11 protein-coding genes and 3 pseudogenes are annotated in these 18924 nt (G+C 48.9%); 10 read left to right on the top strand and 4 right to left on the bottom strand.

Features of this window, described 5'->3' with window-relative positions; all coding sequences use genetic code 11:
- Positions 1 to 70 precede the first annotated feature (70 nt).
- On the top strand, positions 71 to 574 hold the full coding sequence (locus tag IKB43_05490) for a hypothetical protein (protein ID MBR2469591.1): 504 nt from the start codon (positions 71 to 73) through the stop codon (positions 572 to 574).
- A 141-nt stretch (positions 575 to 715) separates the two neighbouring features.
- On the opposite strand, the gene ychF is transcribed toward IKB43_05490, so the two are convergent.
- The gene (gene ychF, locus IKB43_05485; GenBank protein ID MBR2469590.1) at positions 716 to 1813 is read right to left on the bottom strand and encodes a redox-regulated ATPase YchF; all 1098 of its coding nucleotides are present in this window, start codon (positions 1811 to 1813) and stop codon (positions 716 to 718) included.
- Positions 1814 to 1897: 84 nt separating this feature from the next.
- Between ychF and IKB43_05480 the strand changes: the two genes are divergently transcribed.
- The 5 genes from IKB43_05480 (at position 1898) to IKB43_05460 (ending at position 7563) form a co-directional block, all read left to right on the top strand.
- Positions 1898 to 2926, top strand: a complete 1029-nt coding sequence (locus IKB43_05480) for a hypothetical protein (protein ID MBR2469589.1) — start codon at positions 1898 to 1900, stop codon at positions 2924 to 2926.
- 109 nt (positions 2927 to 3035) lie between these two features.
- A complete protein-coding gene (gene radC, locus IKB43_05475) occupies positions 3036 to 3701 on the top strand; it encodes a DNA repair protein RadC (GenBank protein ID MBR2469588.1) in 666 nt (221 codons plus the stop codon).
- Positions 3702 to 3862: 161 nt separating this feature from the next.
- Positions 3863 to 6436 carry an OmpA family protein gene (locus IKB43_05470; protein ID MBR2469587.1) on the top strand — a complete coding sequence of 858 codons (2574 nt, stop codon included), beginning with the start codon at positions 3863 to 3865 and terminating at the stop codon, positions 6434 to 6436.
- Between the two features lie 63 nt (positions 6437 to 6499).
- Positions 6500 to 6724: a hypothetical protein gene (locus IKB43_05465; protein ID MBR2469586.1), complete on the top strand. Its 225-nt coding sequence runs from the start codon at positions 6500 to 6502 to the stop codon at positions 6722 to 6724.
- On the top strand, positions 6724 to 7563 hold the full coding sequence (locus IKB43_05460) for an ABC transporter ATP-binding protein (protein MBR2469585.1): 840 nt from the start codon (positions 6724 to 6726) through the stop codon (positions 7561 to 7563). Before IKB43_05465 ends, IKB43_05460 begins: the two co-directional genes overlap by 1 nt.
- Positions 7564 to 7568: 5 nt before the next feature.
- On the opposite strand, the gene IKB43_05455 is transcribed toward IKB43_05460, so the two are convergent.
- Complete coding sequence (locus IKB43_05455) at positions 7569 to 9464, bottom strand: BamA/TamA family outer membrane protein (protein ID MBR2469584.1); 1896 nt, start codon at positions 9462 to 9464, stop codon at positions 7569 to 7571.
- The gene (locus IKB43_05450) at positions 9461 to 13369 is read right to left on the bottom strand and encodes a hypothetical protein (GenBank protein MBR2469583.1); all 3909 of its coding nucleotides are present in this window, start codon (positions 13367 to 13369) and stop codon (positions 9461 to 9463) included. The genes IKB43_05455 and IKB43_05450 overlap by 4 nt, the downstream gene beginning before the upstream one ends.
- A gap of 146 nt (positions 13370 to 13515) precedes the next feature.
- Between IKB43_05450 and IKB43_05445 the strand changes: the two are divergent.
- The 4 genes and pseudogenes from IKB43_05445 (at position 13516) to IKB43_05430 (ending at position 18494) form a co-directional block, all read left to right on the top strand.
- Positions 13516 to 15552: pseudogene (locus IKB43_05445) on the top strand (HD domain-containing protein).
- A 168-nt stretch (positions 15553 to 15720) separates the two neighbouring features.
- Positions 15721 to 16410: pseudogene (locus IKB43_05440) on the top strand (pyrimidine 5'-nucleotidase).
- Between the two features lie 30 nt (positions 16411 to 16440).
- Positions 16441 to 17517, top strand: a pseudogene (locus IKB43_05435) (hypothetical protein).
- Between the two features lie 170 nt (positions 17518 to 17687).
- Entirely contained in the window at positions 17688 to 18494 is an 807-nt protein-coding gene (locus IKB43_05430) for a PDZ domain-containing protein (GenBank protein ID MBR2469582.1), read from the top strand.
- A gap of 95 nt (positions 18495 to 18589) precedes the next feature.
- Here the strand turns inward: IKB43_05430 and IKB43_05425 are convergent, their stop codons facing one another.
- The gene (locus IKB43_05425; GenBank protein MBR2469581.1) at positions 18590 to 18859 is read right to left on the bottom strand and encodes a hypothetical protein; all 270 of its coding nucleotides are present in this window, start codon (positions 18857 to 18859) and stop codon (positions 18590 to 18592) included.
- Positions 18860 to 18924 lie beyond the last annotated feature (65 nt).

The raw sequence follows: 18924 nt of genomic DNA, 5'->3' as shown, positions 1-18924 counted from the left end.
CAACAAGTATTTTAGGCTTTTCCAGAGGCTGGTTGGCTTACCTTATCTATTGGCCATTTTGGGTTTGTTGATGCCGTTGGCAAATGTATCTTGCACCGAGCAGGTTATTGCGGAACCCTCCATGTACGAAATCGCTCTTGGTCTTGACTTGGGTACCGAACTCAAGGAACCGGCAACGAGCTTGCTCAAGAAGATGGAAGAGGGTAATCCTAGGTCTATTGAACGGTTCAAGGACTTTATCCCTAACTTCCCGAAGATGGAGCCTATGCTTCATTTGTTCGGGATTGCGGCGGCGCTGTTTTTGGCTGCGGTCTTTGCCCTGCTTGCCCCTTTGGGCTATTATGCTTCCCTGGGCTCTCTTGCATTGGGTATGCTTTCTATGTTTTCGCTATGGGCGGTACTATCCCAGATTGGCGCTCTCTGCAATGCTATCGGTATGAATGTGCTCCGCGTGGATCCGGGAGTGGGTATTTACTGCGCAAGCGTCTTGATTCTTATCGGAACAGCCATGAACCTGGCCTGCATCGCCCGCCCGATTATAGACGACCTGCGGGCGAAACGTTCTGCGAAGTAAAAAAAACTCGCCACAAGGCGAGTTTTTTAATGTGTAGTGCTTGCTCGAACCTCACAACTCACAACTCACAACTCATAACACACAACTCACAACTCACAACTCATAACTCATAACTCACAACTCATAACTGCACCGCAGGTGCTACACATTGAACAAGAAGTACATGATGTCGCCATCCTGTACCAGGTAGTCCTTACCTTCGGTGCGGACGAGGCCCGCTTCCTTGGCGGCGTTCCAGCTGCCGTGCTTCAAGAAGTCGGCGTAGCTGAGGGTTTCTGCACGGATGAACCCGCGCTCAAAGTCGGTGTGGATCACTCCTGCGCACTGCGGGGCCTTGTAGCCTGCATGGAACGTCCAGGCGCGGCATTCCTTTTCGCCGGCAGTAAAGAAGGTGCGGAGCCCAAGGATTTCGTAGCCCTTGCGCACCACGGCGTCCAGGCCCGATTCCTTCATGCCCAGTTCCTTTAAGAACTCCGCCTTGTCCGCAGGTTCCATGGCGGAAAGTTCTTCTTCGATCTTCCCGCTAATCACGATGACTTCGTGGCCGTTTTTGGCGGCGTAATCCTTCAGCTGGTCCACATAGGCGTTGCCCGTGAGGATGTCGTCTTCCTTCACGTTCGCGCAGTAGAACAGCGGCTTTGCGGTAAGGAGCCCGAGGTCCTTCACGATGCCTTCCATCTCTTCGCTTTCGTGCATCACGGTGCGGGCGGCCTTGCCTTCTTGGAAGGTGTCCCGGAGTTTTTCGCAGGCGGCGAGACGGGCCTTGGCTTCGGCGTTGCCTGTGCGGGCTCCCTTGGCTTCGGTAGCGAGACGCTTTTCCACGGAATCCAGGTCTTTCAAAATCAGTTCGGTTTCGATGATTTCTACATCCCGGACCGGGTCCACGGAACCGCTCACGTGCACGATGTTTTCATCGTCAAAGCAGCGGATGACTTCCATAATAGCTTCGCATTCGCGGATGTGGGTGAGGAACTGGTTGCCTAGGCCTTCTCCTTGGGCAGCCCCTTTCACGAGACCAGCGATGTCCACGAATTCTGTAACGGCGGGGACAATGGATTTCGGGTTGTAAACCTTGACCAGTTCGTCGAGGCGGCTGTCCGGCACACTCACCATGCCCACGTTCGGCTCGATGGTGCAGAAGGGGTAGTTCGCGGCTTCGGCGCCGGCGTTGGTGATGGCGTTAAAGATGGTGGACTTGCCTACGTTGGGGAGGCCTACGATACCGCACTTAAAACCCATGATAATCTCCTATGGCGCAAAAAATGCACCGTTCTTCTGTTTTCGGGGCTAAATCTAGAATAATCCACTTGCTATCTTTTGGCTATGACTCAAAGTCCACCTCCTTTTCGAACGCTTTTCGCTATCGTCGCCGCTATTGTTGCCCTGGGTTATGGTGTACACACCTACATGGATGTGTCAAAAAAGAATCGTGCCATAGAAGAGGCGAATCGCCTTGTGGATGAATTTAATGAGTGTCAGGAGGCGGCGGACTGGAAATGTTCAGAAAAGGCTGTCCGCGCCCTTTTAGAAAAAACTCCTGACGATAAAAACTTGCAACTTCACTTAGCGGGCACTCTCTATGAGCAGGAACGCTACGAGGATTGCATAGCTTATATTGGAACCTTGAATTACAGAAACGAAGACCTGGAATTCCTAGAAAAGAAATCGAAATCACTTCTCAAGGAGATGGAAGATTTGGGCATTGCCCGATCCATGCATTTTCGTGTAGAATTCGAGGGTCGCCCGAATAGGAATGATGTGTTGGAGGCTTTGTCCGTTTTAGAGGTGGCCTACGACTCCCTGTGTCATCTTTTTGATTTCCGCCCAGAAAACAAGATGCATGTAGTCTTGTACCAATCTTCTGAATATCAGGGAATAGGGCCAAGGCCAGAGTGGGTTGGGGCCATTTTCGACGGTAAGCTCCGTATTCCCGTTGGAATGATGCAGTACCGCGAACTTTACCGCCCCGTGATTTTTCATGAACTGACTCATGCCTTTGTCCGTGCCATGACTAGGGCCAAAGTCCCTCTGTGGTTGAATGAGGGCATTGCCCAACTTGTAGACGGAAGCCGAAACGACAAGAATCGCCCTTCGGGTTCGCCACCTTCCTTGGATGCCCTTGTAGCGCCTTTCGTAGGGGAGTCCAGGACCGACGAAGCGTTGAAACTTTATTGGTATTCTTTGGAAATGGTCAAGAAGATGTTCCGTGCTGAGTCTGGGTTGGCATCCAGAGAGCAGTTTCTCAAGTTCAAAACTTGCATCCGGGATTTTTATCACGGTGATGTGGACAAGTCCCTCAAGGAGCATTACGGCGTGACGTCTCGCAATTTGTGGGAACAGGTGTCTCGTTAGCTAATCGGCGTGGTTTTCAAGCATCCAATGTAAAATTTTTATTCGCTTGGCATATTTCTCCTGAAAAAAGCGTCTATTACGTAGGCGCTCTTTTTTTCAAGGAGGAATCATGAGCGAACAAAATCTTTTACCCAGGGAAAAAATGCAACAAAAGGGCGTGGGCGCCCTGAACAATGAGGAACTTTTGGCCCTGGTACTTGGTAGTGGATGCTCCAATTGCGATGTGTTCCAACTGTCCCGAAACCTTTCGGACTACCTGTCGACGGTAAACGAGTTTCCGACAATGAAGGAACTTTTGAAGGTTCGTGGTCTTGGTCGAGCGAAAGCTTCGAAAGTCCTTGCTTGTCTTGAACTTTCATCCCGCTATATGTTGGGGGCCCGCGCTATCAATGTCATTACCCCCGAAGATCTGGAACCGAGGCTTTCTTATCTCAAGTACGAAAATCAGGAGCACATGGTCCTGGTAACCTTGAATTCATCCAATGTGGTCATCAACATTCATGAACTGACTACCGGTCTTGTAAACCAGACTCTGGTGCACCCGCGTGAAACATTTGTCCATGCCATAGAGGACAGGGCTGTGTCGGTGATTTTGGTCCACAACCACCCTTCAGGAAGTTCAGAACCGAGTGAAGAGGATTTGCAATTGACGAGGATGATATGTTCTGCCGGAAAGATTGTCCAGATACCCGTTATAGACCACCTCATCATCAGCAGGTGCGGGCTTACCAGCCTGTGTCGTATGTATCCGGATATTTTCGAGAAATTCCTGTAAAAAAAAACGGGGAAATACTGTAATTTTTCGTAAACAAAGCGAAAAAAGCGGATGAAATGTGTGCTATTTATCTCATTTTACATATTCCAATATGGAATATAGGGCTGTAAAAGCTATATTTTGGCGAAAGTATTGGGAAATACCCTCATTAAGGAGACTCTATGAAACGAGTAATTGCGGGATTGGCCTTGGCGCTGGCTGTTGGCGCCTATGCGGCCCATCCACAGACATTGAACAAGGAAGGCTTTGTCGGTGTAAACAAGACCCAGTCCGGTCAGTCCCTTGGACACTCCAAGCTGGCGTTTTTTGCCCTTATGGACTATGCCGATGGCTATAACAACTTGAATGGGGCTAGAGGTGCGGTTGGTTGGGGCGAAGTTTCCAAATTTGCTGCATTGAGCGCCAACGTGGGTTTTGCTCTTGGTATTTGGCATTATTTTGATGTAGGTGTGGCTATTCCCGTTTACTATGATTCTTTCAATCTCCCGACGGTTGACCAGAATGGAAATATCGTGAATGATGATGGCCGTACAACAGGCGGTCTTGGCAATGTGAAGGGAGATTTGAAGATTCGTTTCCCGCTGCCCGAAGACCAACCCATGGACGTGGCCGTGTTCTTTAGTGCGGCGTTCCCCACAGCTGATCAGAACAAGCAGGGCCTTTGGGTTCGTGAACTGGAATATATCAACAAGGAAACAGGTGAAGGTCAAGCTTTTGGGTCCAATTCTACGACCATGAAGTTCGGTCTTGCTGCAACGGCGGACTTTAGCAAGTTGGATGGTGGTGATGGCATTCCGTTTTTGATTCATGTGAACGGAGGTTATCGCTATACTAGCAGTGAAGGAGACGTCTTTATGAATGTTCCCTTTGTTAGTGCTGCTGCTGAATACTATTTCGTGGATTTCCTATCCGTTTTTGCTGAGTACTACATGGATATTGAGCTAGATAAGTTCGTTTATACTGGTGTCGAAGAAAATCTCGAATTGCAGCAGTTGACCGGTGCTCTGGTGTTTCATACTCCGGTGGGCTTGGATATCCATGTTGGTGCCTCCTACTATTTGGGTGGCGACAAGAAGTTGACGGGCCTGAAGACTTGGAAATCTGAAGACCGACCTGAAGGTGTCCAACTTTCTGCTGGCCGTGTAAATCCTGAATATACTGTCTACGGAGGTCTCACCTGGAGTGGATTCTTGCTTCCGCAAGATCGTGACGGAGACGGTGTGACTGACAACGAAGACAAATGCCCTGACGATAAGGGCCATCGCTTGAACCAGGGGTGCCCGTTGGGTAACCCGGACTCCGACGAAGACGGTGTTTGCGATTCTTGGGTGGCTGAGAAGGGTTTTGAAGATGAATTCTCCGATATTTGCGAAGGTGTCGATGAGTGCCCCAACGAACCGGGTGAAGGCGAAGATGGTTGCGAACTGGATGATCCCGACCCGGATAAGGACGGCGTTTGTGACCCGTGGGTTTCCCAGAAGAAGCTGACCAAGAAATTCAAGGACATCTGCGATGGTATCGATGAATGCCCGGCACAGCCTGGTCCGGTAGAGTTTAATGGTTGTAAGACCAAGCAGCCTGACCCGGATGGTGACGGTATGTGCTCTCCGTGGGTCATCGATGAAGGTGTTGCAAGCAGCTTTAGCAATGTTTGCGCGGGCTATGACATGTGCCCGGGTGAAGCTGGTACTAAGGCCAACAAGGGATGTCCGTGGGATGATCCCGACGTGGACGGTGACGGTCTTTGCGATGCTTGGGTGACCGAAAAGAAGATGGGTTACTACTTCGAAAAGGCTGCCGAAGACCAGGAAATCGCCAAGAAGTGGTTTATCGAAAAGTCTTGTAAGGGTATCGACAAGTGCCCGACCGAGTCTGGTCCGGCAAATAACGAAGGTTGCCCGCTGGGTGAACCCGACACCGACGGCGACGGACTCTGCGACGCCTGGGTATCCGAGAAGAAGATGCTGGATCAGTTCGACGACATCTGTAAGGGTATCGACCAGTGCCCGACAGAATCCGGTCCGGAATGGGCGAAGGGTTGCCCCATGGAAAATCCGGACGTCGACGGTGACTCCCTCTGCTCTTCTTGGGTCTTCGAAAAGTCCATGCATGATCAGTTCAAGGATATTTGCCCCACCAAGACTCCGGACCGCTGCCCCACCGAAAACGGCCCCGCTTGGAACAAGGGTTGCCCGTTCGATGACGATCCTGACCCGGATGGCGATGGCGCCTGCTCTGAATGGGTTGCAACGAAGAAACTCCAGAAGCAGTTCGAAAATGTCTGTAAGGGTATTGACCGTTGCCCGGATGAACCGGGTGCCGACGGCCATGGCTGCCCTGTTCAGGCTCCTGAAAAGCTCACTGGTGTGACCTTCAAGAGCGGTAAGGCTACTCTCGAATCCAACGCCAAGACGGTGCTGAAGGGCGTGGCTAAGAAGCTCACTACCGAAGACCGCTACAAGGATCTGAACATCGTTATTCAGGGTCATACTGATAATGTGGGTAAGTCCGCCAAGAACCAGAAGCTGTCTCTTGACCGTGCCAAGGCGGTGATGAACCTCCTCATCAAGTCCGGTGTGAAGAAGAACCGCATTAAGGCTGTGGGTTGCGGTGATACCGCTCCTGTGGCTGACAACAAGACGGCTGACGGTCGTGAAGAGAACCGCCGTATCGAAATGCACTACGTGACGCCGGATGACGATGGAACCAAGTGCGTGGCCACCTTCACTGAATAAGGTCTTCTACTGAATCTTTGAAAAGCCCTGGGTTTATCCCAGGGCTTTTTCTAATTTATAGGCATGACGAAGGTTGACGAGATTCTTTCGGCCGGAAACTGGACCAATCACGATGTGGTGGAACAGTTGCCCGGAAACTTGAACCACAAGATGGTGCAAAAGGCCAGGCTCGGAAAAAAGCCGGTTCCGCGCCACACCCAGGACTTGCTTACCGAGGCGCTCAACCGCCTGGTTAATCCGGAAAAGGTATTTCGTCGCGAAGAACTATTTCCTGTTGAGGATGATTGATGCCTAGTCTTGTTTCTATAAAGGACTTGAGCTTTAAGTATCCGAAGTCCGAGAACTTTGCATTAAAGGACCTGTCCTTGGAAATAGAGGAGGGTTCTTTCTTTGCTCTTCTTGGGCCTAATGGTGCAGGCAAGACAACGCTGATGAGACTATTGTGCGGAAGGCTGCCGCATTATACGGGAACACTGAAAATAGCACCTGCTTACCAAAACGAAAAGGGCTTCTTGGATTCGAACAAGCTTGGCGTCCTTCTGGAAAATCCGGGGGTTTACCTCCGACTGACCGTAGCGGAATATTTGTGCTATTTTGCGGGTTTCTATGGAATTGGACGATCTGAGGCGTTGGATCGCAGCAAGGATATTTTGGTTAAACTAAATGGTCCTGCAATGGATATGAAATTGTCTCAGCTATCACTTGGAAATAGGCAGAAATTGCAGATTGTTCGTGCCCTTGTGCATAGGCCCAAGATTTTGGCTCTTGATGAGCCAGTTGCCAATCTGGATCCTGAATCTCGGGAGCGGGTGTGGAACTATATTGGAGAATGGCGCAAGGCTATGGGCGGCACGGCGATAGTGTGTTCTCATATTTTGGCAGAAATGGAATCGGAAGCTACTGATTTCGCCATTATTGACAAGGGCGTCGTTTTGCGTTCAGGAAACCTGCAGAAAGAAATTCAGATGGTGGCCGATAAGGCAAGACGTTTTGAAATTGAAGTCTCGACCGAGGTAGAAAAAAGTGCTGTGCATAAAGCACTTTTGTCGGCTGGAATTCCTGTAGGCTCTTTGAGAACACGCGGTATTTCCCTTGCTGATATATATCGAGAAACGGTTACCCGATAACGCTTTTAGAACGCCTGAGATAGGTCGAAAGCGAACCGGCTCCAGGCGAAATTTTCCCACTGCCCCAGGTTCTTCATCTTCTTGTTGATGGCGTAATCCAGGCGGAATGTCAGGAACTGCCAGTGGTAGCGAATTCCAAGGCCGAAACTGGCATCGGATTCTTCGATATAGAGACTGCTTTCTTCGTCCATGACTTTTGCCCAGTCGAAGAATTGCACGATTTGCCAGCGACTCCAGCTCTTGATTGGAATTTTCCAGCGGAGCTCCTGATTGAAACGGTAGTAGAATGGTGTGAGACCGGTGTTGATACGCTCTTTCTGCGTTCCATCTTTTGCGGTAACCGTGTCGGTGTAACTAGCATAGATGCTCCTGAACCGGTAGCCACGAACAGAACGAGATCCTCCCTGGTAGAATACGCGGGCATCGTCTTCTAGGGCAGAATCAAAGAACTTGCCCACGCTTCCGCTTACCGCTCCATAGAATGTCCAGAACAAGGGATGGTACAGATTAACAGTACCTTCGGAATAGGTATAGGGATTGCCGATCATGGTGGGATTGTCAAGGGAAGCAGTTAGGTTGAGACCCATACCGAACGTAGGCGCTAGGCGTATTCCCTTGGTGGGATTAAAATAGTCATCGGTAAAGTCAAAGGTCAGGGCGATTTCCTGCTTTTGCTTTAGCAGCTGGTCTTCGTTTCTTTTTACATAACGGGAATCGATAGTCCCACGGAAACGGATATGGTTGGTAATGCCGAATGTCAGGTCCGCGCGGTTGATAACTTCGTAACGTTCTTCAATACTGTCCGGGTAGGCGGGCGGGTTGATTTTTTCGTGGTTGAAACTAAGGCGGTCGTCGAAACGGATGGCGGTAGGGATAAACGAGAAAGATGTTCCGAACAGGAGGGGATTTGCGTAACCAACGGAAAATTCCTGCTTGTGCTGTGCAATTTGCCCGCCAGTGGAAAATTCATGGAAGTGTCCAATGAAGTTCTTGTGTTTGGCGTAGGCCTGGGCGCCAAATCCGTAGATTTCTTCGTAGAAGAATCCGTAACGGGCTTCGCCGGGTACACGTTCTGTTACGTCTAAGTGTACGTCAGAAAGGCCGTCTTCACGCAAGGAGTCATTCATTTTTATCTGGGTGAACATCTGTGTTGAAAAAAGCTTGTTTTTGAATGTGTTGTATTGTTTACCGTCGATGGTTTCGCCTTGGGGGATTTTCCATAGGGAAGATAGCCACGCGGTGTCGGTGAGTCCTTCTTCTTGAGGAGCGTTTCTTTCGCCACGGTCGGCGACTCTCTTGGCGGAACTCATGATGTTTCCCATAATTACCTTTGCACCGGGCTGAACGGTTATTTCTACATAGATTTTCTTTGCGACCGTATCGATTTTTTCTAGGTGGTCCAGATAGACATGTAGGTATCCTGCCTTGCGGAAAGCCGTTTGTATATATTGCAGGTCCTCTGAAATATCGTTGTCTTCAAATACTCTGTCGTGAGAGGTTTTTAGTGAAGACGTATCTATTTCAACGCTATCGATCTGTGGCATTTTTAGAAGAGTCCCTGCGAACCGGTAACGCACTCCTTCGTCTAAAGTGAAGAGGTATCCGCTTTGAATGCTGTCTGCGGCTAGGTATTCGCGCTTGATATCCATCTTGATATCTAGGCTGAAGTAACCTTTGGAGTAGTACAGGGCTCGAACGTTTTCGAGGGAAAGCCTCATCATGAAATCTTGTTTTGTTGTGTCCAGCTTCCCGAATTCTTCTGGAATATCTAACTGCTCCTCAAGCTGGTAGCTGGAGAACACCTGGTTTCCGTCAAAGTTCATGTACCAGGGGTGTTTATCTCCTTCGTCGGCCCAAATTGTGCATGCAAGGGCAAAGAGAATCGCTAGAATCTTTTTCATGGCTTTGCCCCTGTTTTGGATTTTTCTTTTTCGAAATCTTTTTCAACAGGCGGTTCGTAGGACTCACAGTGTCCAACGCCCAAAAGACAAGGATTCCAGAACCTGTAGGTGTAGTTGATACCCACATTCTTTTCAATACGGTTCTCGTTGCCTTCGGTACCGGTATTGGTCAAGTACTGCTTCGATACCAGCAGACCGCTTAAAGATAGGGTGGGGTTGATGTGATTCTTGTGAGAATATTCCTTTTCGCGGAATACAGGGAGGGTGTAGTTTACGCCGAATTGCAGTGCCTGATCGTATGTGGGGTTTTCGCTCTGGTCTTGTGTATATCCGAAGATCAAGCTTAGGTCCTTGACCCATCGGTCAAGAGAAACGGGAACTTTGAAGTAGCTTGAATCCCTTTCATTGGTCGTGTTGCTGTTGAAGAGCATCACCTTCATGTCAATATCGCCGATGTATTCACCGCCAAGAGTCCTGTTGGCGGTAGATGAAAGGAATTTTCCAATAGCCTTTCCTGCAAGTTTGTTCCAGTCCGTATTTTCATCGGTATCATCTGCAATACAGCCCAGGAATATATTGTAGTAAATTGCGGCAGCGCTGGACTCTCGGCCGCAGTTTGAATTAGGCGTGGCAATCGGATTGGTTAGAGTACCTTGGATGTCCAGATTGACAGGGCATGTTTCGTTTTGGTTGTCGTCTGTTTCAGTACAGTATGGCAGTTCTTGTGAACTGGAAACATCGATGACGCCTTTTTGCCAGGGTACATCGGCCCAGCTGATTCGGAAATAGTTCAAGTCGAAGTTATAGACATCCTTGACGCCAATGAATCCTGCGTTGGCGTTGGTGAAATCGCCGCGAAGTAGCGGCCTGTTGGTGTTGCCCAAAACCCAAATGTCAAAGGTAAAGGGGAATGCGGCGAAGGGTGAAAGAATTTCAATGGAATCCTTTTGCGTGTCCATCACATGTACAGATAGGTTGATGGGACTGGCTGCAGAAATCTTTGCCTCTTTGTTTTCCGTCTTTCGCAGTCTTGCTATGGCGTTATTGAACATGGCTAAAATCTTGTCTAGGGAATTAGGCGTTACTTCAATTTCCAAATCTTTCTTGTAAACGGCTTTGTCAATAGAGATGTTACCTTCGATACTCTTGTTCCGGATGAGGCCGTCTATGGAATGGGGTATGACGAATTTGATATCGCCTTGTCCTAGAACTTCTGCATCGCCGTATGATTCATGGTTGAAAAGGTATTGGATGGAAGCCAGCTCTGTAGAAATGACGAGAGCGTCATTGTTGTCTTCCATGTGACTGGAAATGTTTTCAAGAAGTAGCGTATGGTGCTTTGTGTGGATGGTGTATTTTTCTGACTGCAGGTCGATACCTTGCAGCTGCATCTTGTTTAGGTCAAATTGCAATGTTCCCGAAATGGTTTCGGCGCTGTCGTTTTGAGTAGAAGCTTCAGTGATGTCAAGAATTCCCTTTTCTAGGTGTCCTCTTGCACGTAGCGGGAACATATAGTTCAGCTTGGGTGGCTGATAATAAGTGGAATCTGTTTGAAGGTCGGCGGTGATGCCGTTTAAGCCTTCCCGGATATTTGCGGTGAGGGCAATCTGCAGATCAGTTTTCTTGATTTCGCTGACGGTGCCTGGAATAAACCACGAACCGTTCATGTTTACGTTTCCCGTGAATACCAAGGCGGTGTCGATGAATCCTTCGGCCCATAGGTTTCCTCCGTTGTCGGTACTATGAGAAAGGCTCAGGTGTCGTTTGTCGTTGAACACGTTGTCCAGGGTAACCTGTGTAGTGCCGGTCCAGCCGCCACCCCCGATTCCTAAGTAGGCGTTCAGTTCTACCTTGCTGCCTTCGGCAAAGAGGTTCATTTTTTTGATATTGAAAAGATATGGCGGAATTTTGCTGAACTCGATGTCGGTGAATTCGATATTTCCCTGCAATCCAACTTTTTCTTCGTAGGCGATGTCACCATTGATAAAGCCCGAGGTGAATGTGGTGTCGTTGATTGGGTCCAGCAGTAGCGGAATGTTGAATTTTTCAGATGCAGCCCAGGCATGTACAACCTGTATGGGTAGGACTCCCGTAGGCTTGAAATCTGGGTTGGAATCGTTGGGCAAGATGAATATGGCTTCGCCCTGAACTTTGTTCTGGCTTTGTATGGCCTCTGCCTTGTCAATAAAGATGGTGTCGCCGTTCTGTCTTGCAGAAACGCTCCCCTTCAGGTTGTAGGGGTCAAAGTACCCGTCCATGCTGACATCGGCTTTTCCTACGTTGGTATCGAAGTTCTGTGTCCACCTGCCGGTCACCTTGCCGTTCAATTTTTCGTTCAGTTTCGTCTTGGCAAAAGGTATGGTGGATATCTCTACCTGGTCGGCAGAGACGTCAATAGTGATGGAATCCATGATAGTCACGTACGCCCTGGCGCTCCCGCCATGCCGTTGGGTCACGTTCCAGGAGGTGTGGGGAGCAGGTTCATCCCAGACCACATCGCCCGTGAAGTCAAAAGTTTCTTTGGGCGTATAGATGATTCCATTCGAAAAATCGATACCGTGCTTGTCAATGAGCAGCACCGTCTGTAAGGAATCCGCCTTCATCTGGTAGGCGTATTCCACGTTCGGAATTTTGACGAATATTCGGGTCTTTCCGTCGAAAACAGTGCCGTAAACTTTAAACCTGTCCTTGAGGACGAGTTCTCCCTTGGTCCAGTCTAGAGCCCATGGTTCAAGCGGTGACATGTCGCCTGTGTAGGTGACAGGGATATCGCTGTCTAGATCGATATTTGCTTCGACCACGGAGCCTTGTCGGGTCTCTACTTTTGCCGTTATCTTGTTGCCCTTCTTTTCTGCGGAATGGATGGTCATGTCCAGAGGCATCATCTGTGGACCGAACAGGGCGCTCATCTTTTCCACTTTTCCCGAAGCGGTTCCGTTGAGTTTCGTGTCCATATCGGCAGTAAGATGTATGGTTCCGCCCTCGTCATTTTTTAATAAAACGTCGGAATGGAATCGCTTCTGATCGCCCTTGACGCGTATAGTGGCGTTTAGCGGCATCAGTGGCCAGAATTCACCGATGCGGGTCTTGATGGTAACGTCGTAGTTGGGTTTGCCCGTCTTCGGATGTAGGCTCGCTTTGGTCTGCACGTGGAGCTTGCCGATGGTGGGGGCACCCTTGGGAATCTTGACGGGTAGCCAGTCCTCTACCTTCTTGACGTCTAAAGAGGTCGTCGTAGAAACGGCCGCAAGATTTTTCTTGGAGGTGGTGGCGTCAACGGCGATGGAATCGGGGCCGGCAACCACCTTACCTTTCATTTTGATTTGGTCGGACTGGAAATCCAGGGACACGCCGACCTTGGCCGGGTGTTTCACGAAATCGCCCTTGATGCTATCAGCGCTAAACCGGGCCTTGGTGGAGCCCTCGCTCTTTAGAGAAATGTCTTTGGCCTCCCAGTGTTTGCTGGAGTCTATTTCTACAGTAAGTTTTCCGACGCCGATATTCACCGGCACGTAGAATTTTACCTGTTCCGGTAGGGATGGCGGCGAGCTGTCTGTTTCGACATTCTTTTCCTTGGGTGGTCCTGCAGAAGAAATGCTGACGTTGACTTCGCTGGCCTGCAGCTGGATGTTTCGGTTCTCCTGGAACAGGGTGATGTCCAGGTCCGTGTTCCTCAGGATAAAGGTGTTTTCGCCGTTTTTGATGGCGATGGAGTCCCAATGGTGGGTCAGATAACCGTCTTGGCGGTGTCCGTGGGGCGAGATTTCTAGGGATCCGAAGCTGTGAGGGCTAGACAGGATCACGTCCAGCAAATAGTCCGACAACCAGGTGCAAAGAGCCAATGCACCCACAATCGCCGTCGTGATTACGGCGGGCCTAAGGAATGTCGAAGTTCGATTCTTCAACTAGCTAGAATTATAGAAAAGGGGGTGCTTTTTGTTGGATTCTTTTTTTCAAAAGGCGCGCGTAAGTCGTTGAGCATCAATGAGTTATGCGAAAGATTTCCAGCTGAATAGACTTCTGCTTTCGTTTTGTAAACTTTTGTAAACAAATGGCAAGGAAAGCTAGTAAAATCCGTGTACTTTTGGGCGAAATGTTCAATAATTCGGTATTTATTTTAAATTTTACCACGATGCAGGACAAACGAAAAAAGAAATGGATCGGTGTGGGGAGCGGAGTCCTTCTCATCGTTCTTGGAATACTCCTGAATATCGTGCCCAACAAGCTTGTGGGCGTCTTTGGTTTGCCTCTTTTCCTTGATTGTATCGGTACCATACTCGTCGCTATGCTGGGGGGTGTTTTCCCTGCAGTGCTAGTTGGCTTTACCACGAATTTGGTGAAGAGCTTGTCGGGTTCATTCTCCATGTTCTATGGAGTCATAAGCATTTTCATAGGTCTTGCAACAGTATTCTTTTACAACAAGAAGTTCTTCTCCAGTATTCCCAAGTTGTTTGTGGTCATATTCTGCTACGCTCTTCTGGGGGGAGGCCTTGGTTCTGTATTCACTTATTACCTTCACCGTCAGAATTTTGGAACGGGAGTGTCTGCTCCGTTTGCCCAATACCTTCACGAAATTTTAGGCACCAGTGTTTTCTATTCGCAGCTGATGGCCGACGTGGTGGTGGACCTTTTTGACAAGTCCGTGACGGTTGTTATTGCCATTGTTGTATTCCACTTCATTTCTCGCAGAGTCAAGAATTACCTGAATCATGTTTTTCAGCGGAATGTGAATGACAAGAATACCGGAATGGCGGTAAGGTATTCCCTGCTCGGGAAGGTGATGCTGGTCGTAATTGTTTCGGAATTACTTCTGGCAGTCTTCGTTGCAAACATCGGTTATTTCCTTTACCAGGAAAAGGCTGTTGCCAAGTACACCTCCATTGCCTACGGTCTTACAGACGCTGCTGCCATTGTGTTGGACGGCAACCGTCTGATGATGTATCTGCAAGAAGGCCGCGAAGCGGAAGGCTACGAGGAAACAGAAAAGGAACTGTATGCCATCAGGGAGGGGTTCCCTACGGCAAATTACCTGTATGTTTACCATATAGCCCAGGATGGCTGCCATGTGGTATTTGACCTGATGTCGACCGATGGCGAAGAGCCCAGTCAGGTGGGGGATGTGGTGCCCTTTGACCCGAGCTTTGAAGAGTATTTACCGGCGCTTCTTAAAGGTGATTCCATTGGACCGGTGGTATCTGATGATTCTTACGGATGGTTGTTGACGGTTTATAAGCCCCTGAAGGATTCTAGTGGCACGACTGTAGCCTATGTGGCTGCGGACATCACCATGGAGTCCATTTTGATGGACGAAATATCCTTCCTTATCAAGGAATTGTCCTTGTTCTTTGGAGTTTCTCTCGTTATCATGTGCCTGATCGCCGAAGCCATGAAACGAGGCATAGTGATTCCCATCAATCGGATGTCCAAGGAAGCTATGTCCTTTGCCCATAATTCCGATGTAGGCCGCCAGATTAGTTTGCGACGTGTGAAGGCCATAGATATTCGATCCGATGACGAAATCCAGAACCTCTACAATGCGTTCTCTACCATGGCCGAAGATTTTCTTGCCTATATCATCCAGATAAAGGCACAGAATGAACGTATTACCCGCATGCAGGATGAAATCGTCGTGAACTTTGCGGAACTGGTGGAAGCCCGTGACGAAGGTACAGGAAACCACATCAAGAAGACTGCCGCCTACGTGGAAGCTATTGCCCGCCAGTTGAAGAAAGAAGGCTTTTATGCGGATGAACTCACTGACGAAAGCATTGCCAGGTTCAAGCGCTCTGCGCCTCTCCACGATATCGGCAAGATTGCCATTTCGGATTTGATTCTGAACAAGCCTGGTAAACTGACCGACGAAGAATTTGAAATCATGAAGTCCCACACCACCGAAGGTTGGAAAATCCTCCAGAAGATTGTGGCTAACACGGGTGATTCCATGGAAGCGGAGTACCTGAGAGAGGCTATCGAGATGGCCCATTACCATCACGAGAAGTGGGACGGAACGGGTTACCCGAACCATATCAAGGGTGATGAGATTCCGCTTTCTGCCCGCATCATGGCCGTGGCTGACGTGTTTGACGCCCTGGTGGCGGAGCGCGTGTACAAGAAACCCTTCACTTTCGAAAAGGCCATGGCTATCATCACCGAAGGGGCTGGCAAGCACTTTGACCCCAAGGTAGTGGAAGCCTTCAGCCACATTGCAGCAGACCTGTACGAAGAACGCACGAGGCTGACTTCGGATAGTGACGAAATATAGAGACTTGTTTTGATGCTCCAAAACACATCCGATAAAATTTGGCTGTTCGATTATGACCTCACCTTGTATGGTGATGAAGAACGTTGTGTCATCAATTCCCTGGACCATCGCATCTCGCTTTTTGTGCAAAAAACGGTTGGTGGCGATTTTGAGTCGGCCCACAAGATTCGTACGGACTATTTGGAGCGTTTCGGTACAACCCTTGCGGGTCTTATGGCCATGAACAAGGTAGATCCTGACGAGTTTTTTGACTTTATCCACGAACCGGAATACTTGATTTATCCTAAAAAAGCTCCTGAGAAGTTGGCCATGCTTCAGAGTCTGAAAGGTTCACGGTTCGTTTTTACTAACGGTCGTCACGACTGGAGTGAGGCAGGTATGGCCCACATGGGGATAGACTCTGCTATAGAAGGAGTCTTTGATCTTAAGCAGTTGGGGTGGGTAGGTAAACCCCACGATATTGCTTACCAAAAGATGGAACAGTGGCTTTCTGAAAAGCTTCCGTCAATGGGGCGTTTGATGCCTAAAGATTCCCATGATATTATTTTGTTAGAAGATTCCCTTCGCAACTTGGAACCGGCCCACAGGCGTGGTTGGACTACTGTTTACGTGAATCCTGAATCGAATGTTCCTGTTTGGGTTGATTATCATATCTCGCACATACTGGATTTGATTCGGATTTAACACCCAAACATCTTTTTATATTGTTCTTGTATGAAATTTTCCCTCTTGTTCTTAATTGCGTTCTTTATTTTGGTTTCGTCTGCTTGGTCTGCTCCCGCTCCTGCGGCACGTAATGGCTTTCACAACATGGCTGTAACCACGGAATATTCTGCCCTGCTGCAAGAAAAAAATGCCCGCAACGATTCCTTGTTGCCGGCTTTAGATGGCGACAAAGCTTTTGCCGAGGTGTTACGGCAGAATCCCAATTTTTGGAGCTTGGGTGGCGCCCTGGATAACGAAGCCTCTCTGGTGACTAAACTCAACGCAAAAATCATATTCATTGACGGTATCCGTGAAGAGCCTTTCTGTGAAATAGACAAAAATTCAGGAAACAGCGCCGGCGAGTGGAATGTGCGCATCGGTGTGGACTTTGTATCGGGCGGTTCCAATACGGTCCATATCCACGTACAGCAGTGCTTGGACTATGTCCGCGACCAGTTGGGCTATGCCATCAAGAAAGGCGACAAGGTGGTGGTGGTGCCGCCCAAAGAAGTCCTTGATAAAATCAAGAAAAGCGAAATTCCTGACGCTATAGACATAGACCTGCAGCAGACGCTCTTGAAAGCTCACGAAGACGTGGAACTGTCGGGCAAGTGCCCCAAGGATATTGAAGCCTACATCATTTTGATGAACGTCTATAACCAGGTAAAGAACCAGAAAATGGATTATGTGGTGATAAACGATCAGCTGAACAAGAATCGTAATGGTGCTGGTCGAGTGCAGAGCTGTGCCTTTAGCCGCGAGTGGAACAAACGTTATCAAGAAAGTGCAAGCTTTGAGTGTGATTTGGACAATGACCGCTGCACCTACCGTCAAGAAAACGACGGGGATTCCGAATGGCAAATCAACTATGATAGCGACCGTTTTGAGTACATCAACAAGAAATTCCTGTTTTTTAACTTGAACCCCAAGAGCATCCACAAGGGGGGGACTATGCTGGACCTTCGTCTGCTCCGTCTATCTACAAGTTTGTATTTGGAGGCTTACTTGAACTTGAAGGGGGAGCCTGTAACTCTTGGTCTGGTCATTGTGCCTGGTGATAAGACCATGGAGGACTACGAGGACGAAGAGGAGGATGAAGAAGATGCGGAATCGGACACGGAATCGAACGCAGAATCCGAAGAAATTCGTCCATTTGACTGATTTTTGGAAATAAAATGCCTTTTTGGGGCTTTGTTCATTTTGAAATTACGGAAAAATATTGTATATTGAGATTTGGATAATATAAGGAGAATTTCATGAATCGTTTAATTAAGGTTTCTCTTGCTGCATCGCTCCTTGCGGCTCCGGTTTTGGCCGATGAACAGTTCGGCGGTGTGGGTATTACCATCTACCAGATTCCTCAGGGAGTCCATGTGGTAGAGGTCATTCCGGGAACACCTGCCGCAGAGACGGGTATCCAGGCTGGTGACGATATCGTGGCTGTAGATGGAGTCAGTCTTAAGGGACTGGATATCGAAGAATCTAAGTCCATGCTTCGTGGTCAGGTCAACAAGCCTGTGGAAATCACCTTCGTTAATTCTGGAGACACTTTGAGGGCAACGCTTCGCCGCGCCCAGATTACGGTGAAGGAATTTGAAAGTGCCCAGGTGGAATCTTGGTACAACAAAAAAGAATTTGATGCTGCCGAACTGGAAAATTATGCTAGCGCCAATAGCGGCGACAAGCAGTTTGTGGCTGTTCTGAAGCGAGGTTCCTTGATGAAAGAGGGAACCGTTAGTGCCCAAGATGTGAACGGCATCTATGTGGACAAGGCAGAAGGTTTTGCCCCGAGGCCCACAAACCCCAATGTGGCCAAGTCCGGGTCTGCCAAGCTGAAGGGTTTCTCTCGCAATGCTATCAGCTTTAACCTGAAGTCTGCGGGTACTGCAACCGTTACGGTGATGAATACCGATGGCGCTGTGGTGGCCACCGTGGTGGCCGAAAATGCCCAGCCTGGTTTTAACAGCGTCTCCTGGAATGGCGAAAAGGTTCCTAGCGGTCGCTATATGGTGTCTATCGAGCACAATGGCTCGGTGAGCGGCAAGAACGCCGTGCTGAAGTAAAAACCTTTTAAGCAGTAAAAAAAAGTCCTGCCTAAACGGCGGGACTTTTAGCTTTAGGCATTGACCCCTAATACCTATAACCTAACCCCTAAAATCTACAAGTAATGCTTGACCCGCATTTCGGGGTCGGCGTTTTCTTTGGGCGGCTTGGGCACGTGTATTTTCACGGCATAAACGTAGCTTTCCGTTTCAACGAGAATGTCGCCTTCTTGTAAATCCTCGGTTACTTCGATTTCTAGTTCCACCCCGTCGCGGGCGATTCTCCGGATAGAATGTTCTTTGAGCTCATGCCGTTCAAAGAGAACGTCGATAACCTTCTTGTAGCTGCCGTGATGAGTGGTTCCGAGAATGTGGTTGCAAATCATGGGCAAAATATAGCTATCGCTTTTTTAAGAGTCTTTCTTTTCCATCCTATTTTCTAAATTGTGCG

This window comes from Fibrobacter sp., from assembly GCA_017503015.1.
Classification (GTDB): Bacteria; Fibrobacterota; Fibrobacteria; order Fibrobacterales; family Fibrobacteraceae; genus Fibrobacter.
This window is presented reverse-complemented; position numbering and strand designations above follow the sequence as displayed.